Source organism: Nocardia sp. JCM 38205 (assembly GCF_058222935.1).
In genome coordinates this window covers 138,926-158,895 of the sequence record NZ_JBYHFL010000008.1, presented here as the reverse complement: position 1 = coordinate 158,895, position 19,970 = coordinate 138,926, and the positions used below count along the sequence as shown (strand labels likewise).

Genomic DNA, 19,970 nt, shown 5'->3' with positions numbered 1-19,970 from the left:
CGATCCAGACCCCATCGATGCGCAACGGCCGCGCCCGGTGCACTCCGGGCGCGGCCGTTGTCGGAAGGTCAGCTCAGCGCACGGCCTTCTTCGCTCCGTTGATGAACTGGGAGATCAGCACTTTCAGGCCGGCCTCCAGCACCTTGGCGGGCACGGGCAGCGACGGCTCGGACTCCATGGTGTAGGTGACGCGGGTGCCGCCGGGGGCGTCGGCGAAGGTGACGATGCCGACGTGCCGCTTGACCGGCGCGCCCTTGACGATCTTGTATTCCATCCGCTCGCCGGACACCAGCGCGGTGATCTCCTCGGTGACGCCGACCGGCCCGAGCCCGACGTGATGCTGCGCGCCGACACCTTCGCGTTCGGTGGTGCCCGGCTTGACCAGCTTGAGCTGGACGGGCAGGTAGGGGCTGATGCTCTCGCGGTCGGCGAACAGCCGGTACACGGTCTCCCGCGGTGCGGCGATGACGGTATCGACGGTGGTGCTGGCCATGACGTCTCCTCTTCGGATATCTGTGACCCGGAGAATACGGGTAGTCCCGGGCATTGCGAAAGGCGCACCCCGGATAATTGCGGGCAGGTGGTGTCAGTTTCCGGGCGGCAACTGCGCGATCACCTCGGCGACCTCTTCGGCAGGCGGGCGCCCGATTTCGACGACGATGCCGTTCTCGTCGGGTTCCAGCGGTTCCAAGGTGTCGACTTGGGATTGCAGTAGCGATGCGGGCATGAAGTGGCCGGCGCGGTGGCCGATGCGATCGCGGATCTGCTCGGTGCTGCCGGTCAGGTGCACGAAGATCACGCCGTCGCGGCGCAGGACGTCTCGGTAGCTGCGTTTGAGCGCCGAACAGGTGACGATGCCGGGGCGGCGGGCGGACTGGCGGGTGTCGATCCAGTCGGCGATGCGGCGCAGCCACGGCCAGCGGTCGGCATCGGTGAGCGGGGTGCCCGAGGCCATCTTCGCGACATTGGTCTCGGGGTGCAGATCGTCGCCCTCGAGCATGTCCCAGCCCAGCTTCTCCGCCAGCAGCCGGGCCACGGTCGACTTACCGGACCCCGACACACCCATGACGACCAGGACCGGCGTCACACGACCACGCTCAACGCCAGCACTCCGGCCAGACCGCATACCGATATCAGGCATTCCATCACCGTCCACGATTTGAGGTTTTGCGCAACTGTCAGCCCGAGAAACTCTTTCACCAGCCAGAATCCGGCGTCGTTGACATGAGACAGGAACAGCGAACCGGATCCGATCGCCAGCACCATCAGCGAGACGTGGGTGTTGGACAGGTCGGCGGCCACCGGCGCCAGAATTCCGGAAGCGGTGACCGTGGCGACGGTAGCCGATCCGGTCGCGACCCGGATGAGCACCGCGACCAGCCAGGCCAGGAACAGCACCGGCAAGCTGCTGTCCTGGATGGCGTCGGCGATCAGGTCGGCGATGCCGGTATCGACGAGCACCTGCTTGAAACCACCACCGGCGCCGACGATCAGCAGGATGCCCGCGATCGGCGGTAGCGAACTGTTCATCGTCGCGGAGATGTCGTCGCGGCTCATCCGGGCGGTGGAGCCGAGCAGCACGATGCCGGCCAGCAGGCCGATGCCGAGGGCGACGACGGGTGTGCCGAGGAAGTCGAGGACGGTCTTCGCCGCGGAGGTGGATTCGGGCGCGATCACGTCGGCGAGGGTCTTGCCGAGCATGAGCAGCACCGGCAGCAGGATGGTGCCGATGGCGACCAGGAAGGGTGGCTGGGGCTTCGTGTCGTCGGCGTCGTTGTCGTCCTCGTCGGTGAACAGCTCCGGGACCGGAACATCGACCCAGCGGGCCGCCAGCGTCCCGAACAGCGGGCCGGCGACCACGACCGTCGGGATCGCGACGAGCACACCGAACGCCAGGGTGAGACCGAGGTTGGCGTCGAGAGCGTCGACGGCGACGAGCGGACCTGGATGCGGCGGCACAAGTCCGTGCATGGCCGACAGGCCCGCCAGCGTGGGGATGGCGATGCGCATCAACGGAAGTCCGGAGTGGCGGGCCACCAGGATGATCACCGGCATCAACAGCACGACGCCGATTTCGAAGAACATCGGCAGTCCGATGACGGCACCGACCAGACCCATCGTCCACGGCATCAGTTTCGGGCCGGACAGTTTGAGCAACGTGTCGACCACGCGGGTGGCGCCACCGGAGTCTGCCAGCAGTTTGCCGAACATGGCGCCGAAGCCGATCAGGATGCCGACACTGCCCATCGTCGAGCCGAATCCGGAGACGAAACTGTCGACGGTGTCGGCGGCGCCGGACCCGGCACCGATGCCGACACCGATGGCACCGACGGTGAGTGCGATGAACGGATGAATCTTCAGCCAGGTGATCGCGGCGACGATGACGACGATGCCCGCGAGCGCGGCGATGACCAGGTGCGCGGTGCTCACCCGGGTACCCTACGTGGCCAGCGGCGTTTCGCCGGGCAGACACGTCCGGGGTTGCGGGCCGATTGCGTGGGGACTCGCCGGTGGCGGGAGGTGCGCAGTGGTATCACAGTGACGAATGTGGTAGCAGGTGCGGCGCGCCTCCACCAATGGTTGAGGGTTTGCGGCCATCATCGGCGTCATGAAGATGCTGGCGCTGTTGTCGAAGAACACCGAGACGCTGCCCGGTCGCACCGGAATAGCCCGCGTGGACCGCAACACCCGGCGTCTGCTCAAACGGGTCGGTCCCGGCGACATCGTCGTGCTCGACGAAATGGACCTGGACCGGCTCACCGCCGACCGTCTCGTCGAAGCGGGCGTGGTCGCGGTGATCAACACCTCGCCGTCGATCTCGGGCCGCTACCCGAACCTCGGCCCGGAAGTGCTGGTGGCCAACGACATCCTGCTGCTGGACACGGTGAGCTCGGATGCGTTCAGCAAGATCAAGGACGGCGCCAAGATCCGCATCGACGGTGGCGTCGTCTACGCCGACCGGCTCACCAAGAAGGAGCCGGAAGTCCTCGTCGAGGCCATCGAACTCACCGAGGCCGCCATCGCGGAACGGATGATCGAGGCCCGCAACGGCCTCGCCGATCATCTGGAAGCGTTCGCAGGCAACACCATCGAATTCGTGCGCACCGAATCGGCGCTGCTCATCGATGGGATCGGCGTGCCGGATCTGGAACTGGAGATGCGCGGCAGGCATGTGGTCGTCGTCGGCGACGGGCCGGGGCACGCGGAGGATCTGAAGAAGCTCAAGCCGTTCATCAAGGAGTACGCGCCGATCATGGTCGGCGTCGGGCGCGGCGCCGACACCCTGACCAAAGGCGGCTACCGCCCGGACCTGATCGTCGGCGACCCGGACGAGATCACCACCGCGACATTGAAATCCGGTGCGGAGGTGATCCTGCCCGCCGACACCGACGGCCACGCCAAGGGACTGGAACGCATCCAGGATCTGGGCATCGGCGCGACGACGTTCCCGTCCTCCGGTGCACCGACGGATCTGGCGTTGCTGCTGGCCCACCACCACGGTGCGGCGCTGATCGTCACCGCCGGAGCCGCCGCCTCGCTCGACGAATTCTTCGACCGCGGACGCCGCGACAGCAACCCGGCGACCTTCCTGACGCGGCTCAAGATCGGTTCGACGCTGATGGACGCCACCGCGGTGGCCACCCTGTACCGCAACCGAGTGTCCGGCACCGCGATCGCGCTGGTGGTGCTGGCCGCGCTGATCGCGGTGATCGTGGTGGTGCTGGCCTCGAATTCCGGCACCGAGATGCTGGATTGGGGCGCCGACACCTGGAACCGGTTCGTGCTCTGGGCGCGTGACCTACGGGGTGGGACGGCGGCGTGATCTCGCTTCGCCAGCACGCGATTTCGATCGCGGCGATCTTCCTCGCGCTCGCCCTTGGCGTGGTGCTCGGATCACAGACCCTGGCCTCGGACCTGCTGTCGGGTCTGCGCAGCGACAAGGACGATCTACGCGCCCAGGTCGATACCCTCACCGCAGAGAATCAACGCTTGACCGGGCAGATGAACGGCGCCGATGCCTTCATCGCCCGTTCCGCGCCGCGGCTGCTCGGCGGCACCCTCGCCGACCGCAGCGTCGTGGTGTTCACCACCCCCGACGCCGATCCCGGCGATGTGGACGGTGTCGTGGCCGCGTTGCAGACCGCGGGCGCCGCCGTCACCGGCCGGATCGCGTTCACCGAGGCGTTCGTCGACGCCACCGAGGGTGACCGGATGCGTTCGACTCTCACCAACGTCATCCCGGCGGGCGCCGAACTGCGCACCGGTGCCGTCGACCAGGGCAGCCTGGCCGGCGATCTGCTCGGCCTGGTGCTGCTGCTCGATCCGGCGTCGGGGCAGCCGCGCAGCACGCCGCAGGAACTGGGCCTGGCCCTGGAGACGCTGCGCGGCGGCGGATTCCTGGCCTACGGCGACACCCCCGTGCAGCCGGCCCAGCTGGCCGTCGTCGTCACCGGTGACGGCTCGAAGGCCGGGGAGAACAGCCGCGGCGCCAATACCGCCCGCTTCGCCGGCGCTCTGCGTGCTCGCGGCGCGGGCGTGGTCCTGGCCGGTCGCCCGGGCTCCGCCGAAGGCGCGGGCCCGCTCGCCGTCGTCCGCGACGACGCCCCCCTCGCCGCCGCCGTCACCACCGTCGACAACCTCGACCGCGAACTCGGCCGCGTCACCACCGCCCTTGCCCTGTCCGAGCAACTGGCCGGGCGCACCGGCCGCTACGGCACCGGCCCCACCGCGACCTCCCTGACCCTCGCCGCCCTGCCGGGCTGAGCGCCACCCGGTTGACCTGCCCGAGCAGGTCACCGACTGTATCGGCGGCTACAGGTCCCGGGACTGTCCATGCTCGCCATGCCGGTCTGACTGCCCATTGACCGGACGGGCCATGGCGGGTTCGATGGCAGTGCGGAGGTCATGGCTCCTGGTGGCGTCGCCGAAGAGGCTTGCTACCTCCGGGCGAGCTTGCGGCGCCAATCGCGACCGATCTGGCTGGACCGAATCGAACAGCAGTGGCGATTTACACCATCGAAGAAGGGGTCGTCATGTTCTTCTACAGTCACTCCGGAGCTGCCGCATCAGGGAAACTGGATGCCTCGGGTAACTACGTCAACCTGAAGGACTATCCAGCCGGTCAATTCGGACAGTGGCACTTTATTGTGCCCGCCGACGGTCAGCGGCTCTTCTTCCACAACTATCAAACGACACAGTCCGCTTCGGGAGAGATCGATGCCGCGGGTAACTATGTCAACCTGAGAGACTTTCCCGCGGGACAATTCGGTCAGTGGGCGGTGGTGCCGCTGGGCGATGGCCGGCTCTTTTTCTACACAGCGGTTACCGGGGCCGGCGCGGTCGGGAAACTCGATGCCACCGGCGACTACGTCAACCTGAAGGACTTCCCACCCGGAAAATTCGGAAAGTGGACGCACATCGTTCCGGTTGGCCGGAACAGACTCTTCTTCTACAACGTTCAGACTCGGGGAGCTGTCACCGCCGAGATCGACGACTCGGGTGAGTATGTCAACCTGATGGATTTCCCGGCGGGGCACTTCGGCCCGTGGTGGATGATCGCGCCCGCCGGTGGCAACCGGCTCTTCTTCTACAACGGGTACCAGCAACCGTGGGCTGCGTCCGGTGAGATAGCTAGCTCTGGCGACTATGTCAACCTGAAGGACTTTCCTCCCGGGCAATTCGGGCACTGGACCCACGTTGTTTCCGTCGACGATGATCGGCTCTTTTTCTACAACAGCGGTCATTCCGATTCGCATCTCCAGGGGGCCGGCGCCTCCGGCGAGCTCGATACCGCCGGTGACTACGTGAACCTGAAGGACTTCCCTCCCGGACAGTTCGGAAAGTGGAGCATCATCGTGGGCTGAGAATGGTCATACCTCCCGAAGCCGAGACGATCCGAACGACGGCACGACCACCCGTGCTGTCGGCAGCATCCGGGCCATGCCGAGATGGGGCAGGGCGTGAGCTGGGTCGCAGCGGCAAGAGGGTGGTATGAGCGAGTGCGAGCGATCGGGTGGCAAACCGGGCGTGGCGTACAGAGGACCGGGGGTTTCGTGTTACCGTGAAGACCCGTGGGTCAAACACGGATTCAGGCGCGAACTGCCACCAAACACATCTTCGTCAGCGGTGGTGTCGCCTCCTCACTCGGTAAGGGTCTTACCGCCTCCAGCCTCGGTCAACTGCTGACCGCGCGGGGACTGCGGGTCACGATGCAGAAGCTCGACCCGTACTTGAACGTCGATCCGGGCACCATGAATCCGTTCCAGCACGGAGAGGTGTTCGTGACCGAGGACGGTGCCGAAACCGACCTCGACGTCGGACACTACGAACGCTTCCTGGACCGGGATCTGTCCAGGGACGCGAATGTGACGACAGGGCAGATCTATTCGTCGGTCATCGCCAAGGAGCGCCGCGGTGAATACCTCGGTGACACGGTGCAGGTGATCCCGCACATCACCGACGAGATCAAGGCGCGCATCCTGGCCATGCGCGGCCCGGACCTGCAAGGTCAGGAACCGGATGTGGTGATCACCGAGATCGGTGGCACCGTCGGCGACATCGAATCGCAGCCGTTCCTGGAAGCCGCCCGGCAGATCCGCCACGACGTCGGCCGCGACAACGTCTTCTTCCTGCACGTCTCGCTGGTGCCGTACCTGGCGCCGTCGGGGGAACTCAAGACCAAGCCCACCCAGCATTCGGTGGCCGCGCTGCGCAATATCGGCATCCAGCCCGACGCGCTGATCCTGCGCTGCGACCGCGAGGTCCCGCAGTCGCTCAAGAGCAAGATCGCGCTGATGTGCGACGTCGAGGTCGACGCCTGCATCTCCACCCCGGACGCCCCCTCGATCTACGACATCCCCAAGGTGCTGCACCGCGAGGGCCTGGACGCCTATGTGGTGCGCAAGCTCGGTCTGCCGTTCCGCGATGTGGACTGGACGGTGTGGGGCGATCTGCTCGATCGGGTGCATTCCCCGCGCGAAACCGTTGAGGTCGCGCTGGTCGGCAAGTACGTCGATCTGCCCGATGCCTACCTGTCGGTCACCGAGGCGCTGCGCGCGGGCGGATTCGCCTCGCGGGCCAAGGTGCAGATCCGCTGGGTGCAGTCCGACGACTGTGAGACCCCGGCCGGAGCGCAGGCCGCGCTGCGTGACGTGGACGCGGTCCTCATCCCCGGCGGCTTCGGCATCCGCGGAATCGAGGGCAAGGTCGGTGCCATCCGCTACGCCCGCACCCGTGGGCTGCCGCTACTCGGGTTGTGCCTCGGCTTGCAGTGCATGGTGATCGAGGCGGCGCGTTCGGTGGGGCTCACCGACGCCAACTCCGCCGAGTTCGAGCCCGACACCACCCACCCGGTCATCTCCACCATGGCCGATCAGGAGCAGGCGGTGGCCGGGGAAGCCGATCTGGGCGGCACCATGCGCCTGGGCGCCTACCCGGCGGTGCTGGCAAAGGGTTCGGTGGTGGCGCAGGCCTACGGCACTACCGAGGTCTCCGAGCGGCACCGTCACCGCTACGAGGTGAACAACGCCTACCGCGACAAGATCGCCAAGAGCGGGCTGAAGTTCAGCGGCACCTCACCCGACGGGCATCTGGTCGAGTTCGTCGAGCTGCCCGCCGACAAGCACCCGTTCTTCGTCGCCACCCAGGCCCATCCCGAACTCAAGTCGCGCCCGACCCGGCCGCATCCGCTGTTCGCGGCGCTGATCGCGGCAGCCTTGAAATACAAGGCGGCCGAACGGCTTCCGGTCGACATTCCCGGTGAGGAATTGGCCAATGCGGGTGATCAGGCCTCGTAGATGAGCGACAATTCCACCGTGCCGGGTAGCCACGACTTCGAGACCGTGTCCAGCCGGACGGTGTATTCCGGCGCGATCCTGGCGTTGCGGCTGGATCAGGTGGCCATGCCGGACGGCCGGGTCGTCGAACGGGAAGTGGTCGAGCATCACGGCGCCGTCGCCGTGGCCGCGCTGGACGACGACGACAACATCGTGCTGATCCGCCAGTACCGTCATCCGCTGGGCATCCGGCTGCTCGAACTTCCCGCCGGGTTGCTCGACATCGACGGCGAGGACCCGCTCGAAGCGGCCAAGCGTGAGTTGGCCGAGGAGACGGGCCTGGCCGCACACGAGTGGTCGGTACTGGTGGATGTGGCGTTGTCGCCGGGTTTCACCGATGAGGCGCTGCGGGTGTATCTGGCCCGTGGGCTCTATGACACCGAGCGCCCCGACCCCGAGCACGAGGAAGCCGATCTGGAGTTGGTGCGGATGCCGCTGGAGCAGGCGGTGCGGGCCGCGCTGGCCGGCGAGATCGTCAACGCCACCGCCGTGGCCGGTGTGCTCGCGGTGTCGGCGGCACGGGCGCAGGGACTGGCCCCGCGCCCGGCGGACGTGCCATGGCCCGGGCAGCCGACGGCGCTGCTGGGCAGGCAAGCACGCCGGGCGCAGGACTGACGGGCCACCACGGTGCGGGAGGTGGACGCCTACCTCGACCATCTGGCCGTCGAGCGGGGCGCCGCACGCAACACCCTGTCCGCCTATCGGCGTGATCTGGAGCGGTACCGGGCCTTCCTGGCCGGTCGCGGCATCGGCGATCTCGACGCCGTCGCGGAAGGCGATGTCGCCGAGTTCGCCATGGCGCTGCGTTCCGGCGGCGCCGGGCATCCGCCGCTGGCTGCGGGATCGGTGGCCCGGGCGCTGATCGCCGTCCGTGGCCTGCACCGGTTCGCCACCGCCGAGGGCATGACCAGCACCGACGTGGCGCATGCGGTGAAACCGCCGGCCCCTGGGCGCAGGCTGCCCAAGGCGTTGCCCTATGACGAGGTGCTGAAGCTGCTGGAAGCGGCGGGCGGTGATTGCGGCACCAGCGGTGAGGGGGTGGCGCGCGGACTGCGGGACCGGGCGCTGCTGGAACTGTTGTATTCCACCGGGGCCCGGATCTCGGAGATGGTCGGGCTCGATGTCGACGATCTCGATATGCCCGAGCGTGCGGTGGTGTTGCGTGGTAAGGGCGGTAAACAGCGCATCGTGCCGATCGGGCGTCCGGCGCTGGCGGCCGTGGATGCCTATCTGGTGCGCGGCCGCCCGGTGCTCGCGGCGCGTGGGCGCGGCAACGCGGGTGCGTTGTTCCTGAACGCACGCGGTGGACGACTGTCGCGGCAGAGCGCATGGCAGGTGTTACAGAGCGCGGCCGAACGTTCGGGGATCGGCGCCAGTGTCTCCCCGCACACGCTGCGGCATTCGTTTGCCACGCATCTGCTCGACGGCGGCGCCGACGTGCGCGTTGTCCAAGAACTACTCGGCCACGCCTCGGTCACCACCACGCAGATCTACACCCTGGTGACCGTCAAGACCCTGCGCGAGGTCTGGGCGACTGCCCATCCGCGCGCGACATGAGCGCCGCCGGATCCACCCGCTCCTGGCGGCTTCGACCAGGCGCCGAGGGCCGGTCCGGCGGGAAAGGTCACCGGTTCGACAGTGCTCCGCAATGGCAATGACAACGAACAGGTAGCGTTTTGTTATCCGTGACGCGGCGTGGCGTCGCGAACACGCCGGTCGGACTCGCGGCACTCGGGGACGAACTAGCGGTAGCGTCTACCGAGAGCTGGACCATCCGAAAGTGAGGTCGTGCACTGATCGGCCTCGCTACGCTCGGCGGGGAACGGGCAGGAACGTATAAGGAGCAGCGGATCGTGACGACAGCCGGAGCGGCAGAGCCGCCGATGGGTGCTGGGACGGAGCCGCTTACGGACGCCGGCGCGGGACTCGACGCCGACACCGGAACCCCCTCGGTGTGGGGCAACGCCGTGGAAGCGGCGCCGGTGCCCGACGATGTCGAGCTCGGCCCCACCGGACGTCCGTTGCGTCTGGTTCCCGAACCGCCCGCCGTGGCACCCGGCGGTGAGGCCCTGATCATCGCCATGTGCAATCAGAAGGGCGGGGTCGGCAAGACCACCTCCACCATCAATCTCGGTGCGGCGCTGGCCGAATACGGGCGCAAGGTGCTGCTGGTCGATCTCGATCCGCAGGGCGCGCTCTCGGCCGGGCTCGGCGTGGCCCACCACGACCTCGACCTCACCGTGCACAACCTGCTGGTCGGTTCGAAGGTCTCCATCGACGACGTGCTGATGCAGACCAGGGTCGAGAACATGGATCTGCTGCCCAGCAATATCGATCTGTCGGCGGCGGAGATCCAGCTGGTCAACGAGGTCGGCCGGGAGCAGACCCTCGGGCGGGCCCTGGAATCGGTGCGCTCGCGCTACGACTACATCCTCATCGACTGCCAGCCCTCGCTCGGACTGCTCACGGTGAACGCGCTGGCCTGCTCCGACGGTGTGATCATCCCGATGGAATGCGAGTACTTCTCGCTGCGCGGGCTCGCCCTGCTCAACGACACCGTGGAGAAGGTGCGCGATCGGCTCAATCCGCGTCTGAGCCTCTACGGCATCGTCGTCACCATGTTCGATGCGCGACTGCTGCATTCGCGGCAGGTCATGTCCCGCGTGGTGGAGGTGTTCGGTGACCTGGTGTACGACACCGCGATCTCGCGCACCGTGCGCTTCCCCGATGCCAGCGTCGCGGGCGAGCCGATCACCACGTGGGCCCCGAAATCCGGTGGCGCGGAAGCCTATCGGGCGATGGCGCGGGAAGTCATCCACCGGTCCGGCCGGTGACCGCAGCGTCCGAGCCAGCACTGTCGACCAGCACCGATAACCCAGGCTCCACCGATTCGACCGCGAGCAGCGAACCCGGCTCGGCTGTGAGCACCGAGCCCGGCTCGGCTGTGAGCACCGAGCCCGGCTCGAGTGCGGGCACCGAACCTGGCTCGAATGCGGGCTCGGAGCCCGGCTCGACCGTGGGCGCCGAGCCTGATTCGACTACGAGCGCCGAAGCCGGCTCGAATGCGGGCACGGATCCCGGCTCGGCCACAGACACCGAGCCCGAGCGCCCGTCCGGATTCCATCTGCGGCTGAGCAACTTCGAAGGCCCCTTCGATCTGCTGCTGACCCTGATCAGTCAGCGTCGTCTCGACGTCACCGAGGTGGCGTTGCACAAGGTGACCGACGAGTTCATCGCCTACACCAAGGCGTTGACGGCGGACCTGGCCGAGCAGTCGGGGCTGCGCGCGGACAAGATCCTCGATCAGACCACCGAGTTCCTGGTGGTGGCCGCCACCCTGCTGGATCTGAAGGCGGCGCGGCTGCTGCCGTCGGGCGAGATGACCGACGCCGAGGATCTGGAACTGCTCGAGGCGCGCGACCTGCTCTTCGCCCGGCTGCTGCAGTACCGGGCCTTCAAGCAGGTCGCCGAACTGCTCGGGGAGCTGGAGGCGGCGGCGCTGCGCCGGTACCCGCGCGCCGTGGGGCTCGAGGACCGCTTCACCGACCTGCTGCCAGAGGTGACCCTGGGTGTGGACGCCGCCGGGTTCGCCGAGATCGCGGCGGCGGCGTTCCGGCCGCGGCCCGTGCCGACGGTGGGTCTCGACCATTTGCACGCGCACGCCGTCTCGGTCGCCGAACAGGCCGCGATCGTGCTCGAACGTCTCGAGGAGCGCGGTGCGGGCGGGTGGACGACCTTCGCCGAACTGGTCGCCGACTGCGGTGCGCCGATCGAAATCGTCGCGCGCTTCCTTGCCTTGCTGGAGCTCTATCGCGGCAAGAGCATCGAGTTCGATCAGCCCGATCCGCTCGGCCCGCTGGCGGTGAGCTGGATCGGCGATCAACCCGAGGACGGGCAAGCAGATAACGTGGTGACCATCGAAGAGGACTACGGATGACCGAGGCAGTGGCAGAGTTCACCCCCGAACCCCTCGACGACGACGAATTCCGCTCGGCGCTCGAGGCGATTCTGCTCATCGTCGACACTCCCGCCCCGGTAGAACAGCTGGCAGCGGCCCTCGACGACAGTGCCGAGCGGGTCGAGCGCACCCTGCGCGAGATGTCGGCCGAGCTGTCGGCCCGGCGCTCCGGGATCGATCTGCGTTTCGCCGGTGACGGGTGGCGCTTCTATACTCGCAGCGAGTACGCACCGTATGTCGAACGGCTGCTGCTCGACGGCGCCCGGTCGAAACTGACCAGGGCCGCCTTGGAAACGCTGGCGGTGGTGGCATACCGCCAGCCGGTGACCCGGACCAGGGTCAGCGCGGTGCGCGGCGTGAACGTCGACGGCGTCATGCGCACCCTGCTGGCCAGAGGGTTGATCGCCGAAGCAGGCGTCGACCCGGAGACCAACGGGACGCTCTACCGCACGACCGAACTGTTCCTGGAACGGGTCGGGCTGGCGTCACTGAGCGATCTGCCACCACTGGCGCCCCTGCTACCGGGCGTCGACCTGATCGATGAGATCAACGAGAGCCTGGAGACGGACCCCCGCTACACCAGGCTGAAGAAACCCGCCGAGGACGATCTGGACCTCGGCACCGAGGATTGACAGGACAACGTGAATACACCCGCTCGCCGAGATGGCACACCGGACCGTAGGAAACGTAACGACCAGCACCCGAGGGGTGGCCGCCCGATCGGCTCCCGTGATGCGCGTGCGGCCCAGCGCGGGGTCACCCCGCGGGGCGCCGCGACGGGTGCGGACCCCCGGCGCGGCACCAGTGGATCGGCAGGCGCCCAGCGCGGTGGCTCCGCGGCCCCGTCGCAGCGCGGCGCGCAGGGCGCGGCCCGCAGGCCCGACCGCGCGCAGCCGCCCCGCAAGAACAAATCCGCCAAGCCGCAGCGCCAGACCGCCTCGACGCCGCAGCTGAGCAATGCCAAGCCCGCCAAGCGCCAGCACGTCGAGCCGGCTCCCGGCGCGCACACCAAACTGCCCTGGGGTGAGGGCGAGCGTTTGCAGAAGGTGCTGGCCAAGGCCGGGGTCGCGTCCCGGCGCGCCGCCGAGGACATGATCGCGCAGGGTCGCGTCGAGGTCGACGGCATGATCGTGCGCGAGCAGGGCCTGCGCATCGACCCGCAGCACGCCGTGATCCGGGTGGACGGCACCCGGGTGGTGGTGCGCGAGGAGCTGGTGCACCTGGCGCTGAACAAGCCCAAGGGCTGGCAGTCGACGATGTCGGACGATCTGGGCAGGCCCTGTGTGGGCGATATCGTCGCCGAACGCATCGCGGCCGGGCAGCGGTTGTTCCACGTCGGACGCCTGGACGCCGACACCGAGGGCCTGCTGCTGCTCACCAACGACGGCGATCTGGCGCACCGGCTGATGCATCCCTCGTTCGAGGTGTCCAAGACCTACCTGGCCACCGTCAACGGTGAGGTGCACCGCGCGGTCGGCAAGCAGCTGCGCGACGGCGTCGAACTTGAGGACGGCCCCGCCAAGGTCGACCGCTTCCAGGTGCTCGATATCGGCGAGGGACGTTCGCTGGTCAAGATCGTGTTGCACGAAGGGCGCAAGCACATCGTGCGCCGGCTGCTGGACGCGGTCGGCCATCCGGTGACGCGGCTGGTGCGCACCGATATCGGCCCGGTGGCGCTGGGCGATCAACGACCGGGCACCCTCCGGGTGCTGGGTCGCGATGAAATCGGCAAACTCTACGAGGCGGTGTCGTTGTGAACAGTGTGGACAGCGCGGTCGAGGTGCCCGAACAGCTGTCGGGGTCCTCGTCGCTGGTGGTGGCGATGGACGGGCCGTCGGGGACCGGCAAGTCCAGCGTGTCGCGCCGGCTCGCCGCACGTCTGGGCGCCCGCTATCTCGACACCGGCGCCATGTACCGGGTGGCGACGCTGCGCGTGCTGCGCGCGGGCGTCGACCTCGGCGATCCGGCTGCCATCGCGGCCGCGGTGGTGGACCTGCCGCTGACCATCGGCACCGACCCCAGCAATGAGCTGATCCAGCTCGACGGCGCCGACGTCTCCGCGGAGATCCGCGGCGACGCGGTCACCAAGGCGGTGTCGGCGGTGTCGGCGGTGCCCGAGGTGCGCGAGGCGCTGGTCGCCCTGCAGCGTGAGATCGCGGTATCGGCCGGCCGGATCGTGGTCGAGGGCCGCGATATCGGCACCGTCGTGCTGACCGACGCCGACGCCAAGATCTATCTGACCGCTTCCGCCGAGGCGCGGGCCCAGCGGCGCAATCAGCAGAACATCGCCGAGGGCCGGGGTGACGACTACGCCGCGGTGCTGGCCGACGTGCAGCGCCGCGACACCCTCGATTCCACCCGCAAGGTGTCCCCGCTGCGTCCGGCCGCGGACGCGGTGCTGGTCGACACCAGCGAACTGAGCATGGACGAGGTCATCGACGAGCTGTACCGCGTTGTCGCGCAGCAGGTTTCGGTGCGCACGGCGGGAGAGGCCAAATGACCGAGGACGTGCTCGCCGGCGACGGCGTATGGAGCGACGAATCCGAATGGGAGATCACCGATCTCGACGGTGACCTGGAGGCGGGCGAACATATCGCGATGCCGACACTCGCCGTCGTCGGGCGGCCGAACGTCGGCAAGTCGACGCTGGTCAACCGGATCCTCGGCCGCCGAGAGGCCGTGGTGGAAGACATTCCCGGCGTGACCCGCGACCGCGTCTCCTACGAGGCGAACTGGGCCGGGCGCCGATTCCTGGTGCAGGACACCGGCGGCTGGGAACCCGATGCCAAGGGGCTGCAGCAGTCGGTGGCCAGGCAGGCCGAATTGGCGATGAACACCGCCGACGCGATCCTGCTCGTCGTCGACGCCACCGTCGGCGCCACCGCGACCGACGAGGCCGCGGTGAAGGTGCTGCGCCGGTCCAAGACGCCGGTCATCCTGGTCGCCAACAAGGTCGACGATCAGCGGGTGGAGGCCGATGCCGCCACGCTGTGGTCGCTCGGTCTCGGTGAGCCGCGCATGGTGTCGGCCGCTCATGGCCGCGGCACCGGCGATCTGCTCGACGACGTGCTCGAGGTGCTGCCGGAAACCCCGCGTGAGGGCACCGGCGGGACCGGCCCGCGCCGCGTGGCGTTGGTCGGCAAGCCGAACGTCGGCAAGTCGAGCCTGCTGAACAAGCTGGCAGGCGATGAGCGGTCGGTGGTGCACGACGTCGCCGGAACCACCGTCGACCCGGTCGACACCCTGGTCGAATTGGGCGGCAAGATCTGGAAGTTCGTCGATACCGCGGGTTTGCGCCGCAAGGTGTCCACCGCCAGCGGTACCGAGTTCTACGCCTCGCTGCGCACCAAGTCGGCGCTGGAGGCCTCCGAGGTGGCGATCATGCTGATCGATGCCTCCCAGCCGATCACCGAACAGGACCTGCGGGTGATCAGCCTGGTCGCCGATTCCGGTCGCGCGCTGGTGCTGGCGTTCAACAAGTGGGATCTGGTCGACGAGGACCGCCGCTTGCAGTTGGAGAAGGAGATCGACCGCGAGCTGGTGCGGGTGCCGTGGGCGCAGCGGGTCAATATCTCCGCGCACACCGGCCGGGCGGTGCAGAAGCTGGTGCCCGCGATGGAGACGGCGCTGGAATCCTGGGACAAGCGGATTCCGACGGGCCGGTTGAACAACTGGCTCAAGGAAGTCGTCGCCGCGACTCCGCCGCCGATGCGCGGCGGGCGGCTGCCGCGCATCCTGTTCGCCACCCAGGCGACCACACGTCCGCCGACGTTCGTGCTGTTCACCACCGGCTTCCTGGAGGCGGGCTACCGCCGCTTCCTGGAGCGCAGGCTGCGTGAGGAGTTCGGTTTCGCCGGTTCGCCGGTGCGGATCTCGGTGCGAGTGCGCGAGAAGCGGCCACGGAAGTAGTGCTGCGGCCCGTCCGCACCGGGACGGGCCGTGCCCTTGCTCGGTCGCGGCTGCCGGCTCAGGCGTCGAGATCGCTGGCGACCATGCCGACGATCTTGTCCAGCGTCGGCTGATCATCGCTGCTGACCACGACCTCGGTGCCGCAGGTGGCACCGAGGGTCATGATCATCAGTGACGAGCCCGCATCCACGGGCTCACCACCGGGCAGGGCCAGGGTGACCGGGACGCCTGCCGCGGCAACGGCCTCTGCGATCAACGCGGCGGGGCGGGCGTGCAGGCCGATCGAGGAACCGACGGTGACGGTGGTACTCGGCATTTCTTCTCCTTGGTGGGGTGGATACGAGTGTGCAGCGTGGACGGGGTGCGCGGTGCGGCTTTCGGGTGCTCAGGCGGCCACGAGCGCGGTATCGGTGCTCGTCCGAGCCCGGCCGAAGGACTTGGCGGCCGTGACGCAGACCGCGGCGGTGACGGTGCCGGCCGCGATGGCGACCAGATACCAGGCGATCTGCCCGACGGCGAAGAAGACGAAGATGCCGCCATGCGGTGCGCTCAGCGTCACCCCGGTCGCCATCACCAGCGCCCCGGTGACCGCGCCGCCGGCCATCATCGACGGGATCACCCGCAGCGGGTCGGCGGCCGCGAACGGGATGGCGCCTTCGGAGATGAACGAGGCGCCCAGCAGCCAGGCGGCCTTGCCGTTCTCGCGTTCGGCGGGAGTGAACAGGCCCGGCCGCAGCACGGTCGAGGCCAGCGCCATGGCCAGCGGCGGCACCATACCTGCCGCCATGACCGCGGCCATGATCTTCAGCGTCGCCGGATCGGTCACCGACAGGCCCGCCGCGGCGAACGAGTACGCGGCCTTGTTGACCGGGCCGCCCAGGTCGAAGCACATCATCAGGCCGAGGATGACGCCGAGCGCGACGGCCGAGGTCCCCGACAGTCCGTTGAGCCAATCGGTCAGGCTCTCGGTCATCACCGCCAGCGGTTTGCCGAGCACGGTGAGCATGAGCAGCCCGACGATGAGCGAGGCGAACAGCGGGATCATCACCACCGGCATCAACCCACGCGCCCACTGCGGCACCGGAATCCGGCTCACCCACAGTGCCGCGAACCCGGCGATCAGACCACCGACCAGGCCGCCGAGGAACCCCGCCCCGACGAAGAGGGCCACCGCGCCCGCGGTGAAACCCGGTGCCAGACCGGGCCGGTCGGCGATGGCGAAGGCGATGTAGCCGGCCAGCGCAGGCACCAGGAAGCCGAACGCGAGCGAACCAAGCTGATACAGCACCGCACCCAGATAGGTGGCCAGTCCGCCCGGCGGTAGCGAGGTGAGTGAATTGTCCAGCACGATCGAGGACGCGTTGTCGGCGATCTCGTAGCCGCCGACCAGGAAACCGAGTGCGATCAGCAGCCCGCCCGCCGCGACGAACGGAATCATGTAGCTGACGCCGGTGAGCAGGATCTGGCGTAACCGGGTACCCCAGCCCAGTGCGGCGGGCTCGGGTTCCGGTGCCGTGGTTGTCGTCGCGGCGGCCGCGGCGGGATCGCGGGCCACGCGCAGCGCATCGGCGATCATCGCGTCGGGCTCGTTGATGGCTCGCTTCACCCCGGATTCCACAATGGGCTTGCCCGCGAACCGCTCCCGGCCCTTCACCCCGACATCGGTGGCCAGGATGACGGCGTCGGCGGCGGCGATGGTGGCGGCCGAGAGCGGGGTGGTGCCGCTGGACCCCTGGGTTTCTACCTGAACCCGCACCCCGGCCCGCTCACCCGCGGCCACCAGCGCGTCGGCGGCCATGTAGGTGTGCGCGATGCCGGTGGGGCAGGCGGTGACGGCGACGATCGAGCGAGTGGCGGCGCCGACCGATCCAGCAGCCTGTTCGGCCGGAACTTCTTCGGTGGCAGTGGGAATCGCCGGTGCCGCGGTGGCATTCGTGCTGTCGGATGCGCCGTTGTCGACGCCGGCGGTCCCGCTACCCGCAGACGATCCTGGCGGAGCTACGGCGCCGACCGAAGAGGTGGCCCCTGCGCCGGCCGCCGCTCCTGCGGGGTCGGTGGCCGTGCTGCCTGTCGGCGGAGCGAGCACCGAATCCACCAGTGCGACAACAGCATCAGCGCTGTCCGCCGCGCGCAGACTGCCGACGAACTCCGGTTTCACCAGTGCTCGCGCCAGGCTCGACAACAGCTTCATATGTTCGGCACCCGCGCCCTCCGGTGCCGCGATCAGGAACACGAGATCGGCGGGGCCGTCGGGGGCGCCGAAATCGACCTTCGGTGCCAGGCGCGCGAAACCGAGGGAGGGCCGCAGGACGGTGGCGGCCCGGCAGTGCGGGATGGCGAGGCCGTTCGGCAGCCCGGTGGCCGACTGCTCCTCCCTGGCCAGCGCCGCGGCGGTGAGCGCGGCCGCGTCCTCGGCGCGTCCGGCATCGGTGATCCGCTGTGCGAGGGCGGCGATCACATCCGGTTTCGAGGCGCCGAGATCGGCGTCGAGCGTGATCGTTTCCGGGGTGATGATCGAATCGGCCATCGCGGTGCGCCCTTCAGGAATGGGGGAGGAGGTCCAGCGCCGTGACGGACACGGCGTCGGGGTCGGTGTGGTGGGGACCGGGCAGGCCGGTGCCGGGCAGTGCGGCGGCCGCGCTGCCGTAGGCGACGGCGCGGCGTAGCCGGTCGGCGGGTGCGGCGCCGGCCAGATCGGCGAGCAGGTAGCCCGCGAGGGCGGAATCGCCTGCACCGACGGTGCTGCGCGGACGGATGGCGGGTGCGGCGGCATGCCAGGCGCCGTCGGCGGTGACCAGGACCGCGCCCGCGGCGCCGAGCGTCGCCAGTACCGCGCCGAAGCCGCGGTCGAGGAGTCCGGCGGCGGCGCGCGCGGCCACCAGGGGTTCTTCCAGCGTGCCGGCGGAAGTGCCCGTCAGCTGGGCGAGTTCGTCGGTATTGGGTTTGATCAGCTGTGGCGCCACCGACGTTCCGTCCGCGAGGGCGAGCAGTGGCGCGTCGGAGGTGTCGACGGCGATCCGGGTGCCGGGCATTCGGCGGATCAGCTCGACGTACCAGTCGGCGGGTACGGCAGGCGGTAGCGAACCCGAGAGCACCACCCAATCGGCTGCTGCCGCGAGCTCACTCAGGAGCGCGGCCAGCGCCTCCAGCGCGGCGGTGCTCAGTGGGTGGCCGGGCTCGTTGATCTTGGTGGTGGTGCCGTCGGCTTCGGCGACGGTGAGGTTGATCCGCGCCGAACCGGCGGTCGGCACGCTGCGATGCTCGATCCCGGCCTCGGTGAGCGCGCGCAGCAGCGGATCGTCGGCGTTGCCGGGCAGGACGGCGACGGTGGGCACGCCAGCGGCGGCAACCACCCGGGAAACGTTGACGCCCTTGCCGCCCGGATGGGTGGCGACGCCGCGTGCCCGGTGCACCGCCCCGCGCAGCAGCGGTTCGGCCAGGGTGACGGTGCGGTCGATACTCGGATTCGCGGTGAGTGTGACGATCACGCCGCCACCACCTCGATGCCGCTGCCGGTGAGTTCGTTGCGCACCGAGGCCGGAATACCGGAATCGGTGACCAGCACGTCGATCTCGTCGATGCCGGCGAAGCGTACGAAATCCTCGCGGCCGATCTTGGACGAATCGGCGACCACCACCACCCGATGGGCACTGGCCACCATGGCCCGCTTGACCGCCGCCTCGTCGACGTCCGGGGTGGACAGACCGTGGGCCGGGGTGAGCGCGTTGGTGCCGATGAATGCGGTATCGACCCGCATCCCGGCCAGCACGCGCAGCGTCTCCGCGCCGACGGCGGCCTGGGTGACCCCACGCACCCGCCCGCCGAGCAGATGCAACTGCACGCAGGCATGGCCGCTGAGCCTGGTCGCCACCGGCAGCGAGTTCGTCACCCCGACCAGCTCGCGGTCGGCAGGCAGCAGCGCCGCGACTCGTGCGGTGGTGGTGCCCGCGTCGAAGAGCACACTGCCGCCGGTGGGTGGCAGGAATTCCACGGCGGCCTTGGCGATGCGTTCCTTTTCGGCGGTGTGCGTGGTCTCGCGTTCGGAGGTGCCCAGTTCGATCGCGGTGAGGGCGGCGGCAGGGACGGCGCCGCCGTGCACCCGGCGCACCAGACCCATCCGGTCCAGCACCGCGAGGTCGCGCCGCACGGTTTCACTGGTGACGCCGTACTGCTCGGACAGATCGGTCACCGAAACGCGACCGCGCTGCCCCACCAGGGTGGCGATGGCCTGCTGCCGCTCCTCTGCGTACATCCCGATCCTCCTGCGA

Annotated in this window: 19 protein-coding genes; 12 read left to right on the top strand and 7 right to left on the bottom strand. The window is 68.8% G+C overall.

Features of this window, described 5'->3' with window-relative positions; all coding sequences use genetic code 11:
* Positions 1-73 precede the first annotated feature (73 nt).
* The 3 genes from AC4HOU_RS25860 to AC4HOU_RS25850 form a co-directional block, all read right to left on the bottom strand.
* Entirely contained in the window at positions 74-493 is a 420-nt protein-coding gene (locus AC4HOU_RS25860) for an SRPBCC family protein (protein WP_195021574.1), read from the bottom strand.
* Between the two features lie 93 nt (positions 494-586).
* Complete coding sequence (locus tag AC4HOU_RS25855) at positions 587-1,126, bottom strand: gluconokinase (protein WP_194989501.1); 540 nt, start codon at positions 1,124-1,126, stop codon at positions 587-589.
* Positions 1,084-2,430 (bottom strand): GntP family permease, encoded by a 1,347-nt coding sequence (locus AC4HOU_RS25850; protein WP_163812529.1) that lies wholly within the window; start codon positions 2,428-2,430, stop codon positions 1,084-1,086. The genes AC4HOU_RS25855 and AC4HOU_RS25850 overlap by 43 nt, the downstream gene beginning before the upstream one ends.
* Before the next feature lie 178 nt (positions 2,431-2,608).
* Between AC4HOU_RS25850 and steA the strand changes: the two genes are divergently transcribed.
* The 12 genes from steA (at position 2,609) to der (ending at position 15,702) form a co-directional block, all read left to right on the top strand.
* Positions 2,609-3,823 carry a putative cytokinetic ring protein SteA gene (steA, locus tag AC4HOU_RS25845; RefSeq protein ID WP_163812531.1) on the top strand — a complete coding sequence of 405 codons (1,215 nt, stop codon included), beginning with the start codon at positions 2,609-2,611 and terminating at the stop codon, positions 3,821-3,823.
* The gene (locus tag AC4HOU_RS25840; protein WP_195021575.1) at positions 3,820-4,764 is read left to right on the top strand and encodes a copper transporter; all 945 of its coding nucleotides are present in this window, start codon (positions 3,820-3,822) and stop codon (positions 4,762-4,764) included. The genes steA and AC4HOU_RS25840 overlap by 4 nt, the downstream gene beginning before the upstream one ends.
* A 236-nt stretch (positions 4,765-5,000) precedes the next feature.
* Positions 5,001-5,864, top strand: coding sequence for a hypothetical protein (locus AC4HOU_RS25835; protein WP_163812536.1), 864 nt, complete (start codon positions 5,001-5,003; stop codon positions 5,862-5,864).
* Positions 5,865-6,071: 207 nt separating this feature from the next.
* Positions 6,072-7,796 (top strand): CTP synthase, encoded by a 1,725-nt coding sequence (gene pyrG / locus AC4HOU_RS25830; protein WP_051016407.1) that lies wholly within the window; start codon positions 6,072-6,074, stop codon positions 7,794-7,796.
* Positions 7,797-8,450: an NUDIX domain-containing protein gene (locus AC4HOU_RS25825; protein WP_195021576.1), complete on the top strand. Its 654-nt coding sequence runs from the start codon at positions 7,797-7,799 to the stop codon at positions 8,448-8,450.
* Positions 8,451-8,462: 12 nt separating this feature from the next.
* Complete coding sequence (gene xerD / locus AC4HOU_RS25820) at positions 8,463-9,392, top strand: site-specific tyrosine recombinase XerD (RefSeq protein WP_163812541.1); 930 nt, start codon at positions 8,463-8,465, stop codon at positions 9,390-9,392.
* 326 nt (positions 9,393-9,718) lie between these two features.
* Complete coding sequence (locus tag AC4HOU_RS25815) at positions 9,719-10,669, top strand: ParA family protein (protein WP_228807037.1); 951 nt, start codon at positions 9,719-9,721, stop codon at positions 10,667-10,669.
* A 182-nt stretch (positions 10,670-10,851) separates the two neighbouring features.
* A complete protein-coding gene (locus tag AC4HOU_RS25810) occupies positions 10,852-11,772 on the top strand; it encodes a segregation and condensation protein A (RefSeq protein ID WP_416383108.1) in 921 nt (306 codons plus the stop codon).
* The gene (gene scpB, locus AC4HOU_RS25805) at positions 11,769-12,425 is read left to right on the top strand and encodes an SMC-Scp complex subunit ScpB (RefSeq protein WP_163812543.1); all 657 of its coding nucleotides are present in this window, start codon (positions 11,769-11,771) and stop codon (positions 12,423-12,425) included. The genes AC4HOU_RS25810 and scpB overlap by 4 nt, the downstream gene beginning before the upstream one ends.
* Positions 12,426-12,434: 9 nt before the next feature.
* Positions 12,435-13,550, top strand: a complete 1,116-nt coding sequence (locus AC4HOU_RS25800) for a pseudouridine synthase (protein ID WP_163812545.1) — start codon at positions 12,435-12,437, stop codon at positions 13,548-13,550.
* A gap of 65 nt (positions 13,551-13,615) precedes the next feature.
* Complete coding sequence (gene cmk / locus AC4HOU_RS25795) at positions 13,616-14,293, top strand: (d)CMP kinase (RefSeq protein ID WP_195021696.1); 678 nt, start codon at positions 13,616-13,618, stop codon at positions 14,291-14,293.
* Positions 14,290-15,702 (top strand): ribosome biogenesis GTPase Der, encoded by a 1,413-nt coding sequence (gene der / locus AC4HOU_RS25790; protein WP_163812547.1) that lies wholly within the window; start codon positions 14,290-14,292, stop codon positions 15,700-15,702. The genes cmk and der overlap by 4 nt, the downstream gene beginning before the upstream one ends.
* A gap of 58 nt (positions 15,703-15,760) precedes the next feature.
* Here der and AC4HOU_RS25785 read toward each other — a convergent pair whose 3' ends face one another.
* From AC4HOU_RS25785 to AC4HOU_RS25770, 4 genes are all read right to left on the bottom strand, one after another.
* On the bottom strand, positions 15,761-16,018 hold the full coding sequence (locus tag AC4HOU_RS25785) for an HPr family phosphocarrier protein (protein ID WP_163812549.1): 258 nt from the start codon (positions 16,016-16,018) through the stop codon (positions 15,761-15,763).
* A 69-nt stretch (positions 16,019-16,087) separates the two neighbouring features.
* Entirely contained in the window at positions 16,088-18,229 is a 2,142-nt protein-coding gene (locus tag AC4HOU_RS25780; protein ID WP_195021577.1) for a PTS fructose transporter subunit IIABC, read from the bottom strand.
* Between the two features lie 13 nt (positions 18,230-18,242).
* Positions 18,243-19,190, bottom strand: a complete 948-nt coding sequence (pfkB, locus tag AC4HOU_RS25775) for a 1-phosphofructokinase (protein WP_490725474.1) — start codon at positions 19,188-19,190, stop codon at positions 18,243-18,245.
* Entirely contained in the window at positions 19,187-19,954 is a 768-nt protein-coding gene (locus AC4HOU_RS25770) for a DeoR/GlpR family DNA-binding transcription regulator (RefSeq protein ID WP_163812555.1), read from the bottom strand. The genes pfkB and AC4HOU_RS25770 overlap by 4 nt, the downstream gene beginning before the upstream one ends.
* Positions 19,955-19,970: the final 16 nt, after the last annotated feature.